This window comes from Vibrio penaeicida (assembly GCF_030689305.1).
Classification (GTDB): Bacteria; Pseudomonadota; Gammaproteobacteria; order Enterobacterales; family Vibrionaceae; genus Vibrio; species Vibrio penaeicida_B.
In genome coordinates this window covers 1-518 of sequence record NZ_JAUYVM010000074.1, presented here as the reverse complement: position 1 = coordinate 518, position 518 = coordinate 1, and the positions used below count along the sequence as shown (strand labels likewise).

Annotated in this window: 1 protein-coding gene; it reads right to left on the bottom strand. The window is 51.9% G+C overall.

The window, feature by feature from the left end; genetic code table 11:
• Window positions 1-400: hypothetical protein (locus tag Q8W40_RS28060; protein ID WP_305402115.1), on the bottom strand; the 400-nt coding region annotated here is incomplete at its 3' end.
• Window positions 401-518 lie beyond the last annotated feature (118 nt).

Sequence of the window (518 nt, the reverse complement as noted above, 5' to 3'; positions counted from 1 at the left end):
CAGATTCATCAAACTCACCTAAATCTGCATCGTCAAGTTCAATGGCGTCAGGCTCATCCAGCTCTTCAGCAACTTCGTTTTCTACAGGTTCAACCGCTTCTGACTCAGATATTTCCGGCTCGGAAGCTTCAACATCTGCAGCTTCAGGCTCCGCTGCTTCTAATACTGGCTCGGCTACATCCAAATCTTCTGGCAGTGGCGCTGGCTCATCTGCCATCGCATCCAATGCAGCAGATTCATCGAATTCACCTAAGTCGTTATCCTCTAAATCATTTAAGCCAAGATCATCTGTTGAATCTGGCGTATCTGACAATTCCTCAAGACCACTAAGGTCAGTATCATCAAAATCCCAGTCTTCATTTTGTGGTGTACCGAACTCGTTTGGCACAATCTTAGGCATATCGAGCTCTGGCTCTGGCTCTGGCTCTGGCTCTGGCTCTGGCTCTGGCTCTGCGACAGGCAGAGGCTCGGGCTGGGGCTGGGGCAGGGGCTAATGCTGTGGGGGGGGGGGGGGGGGG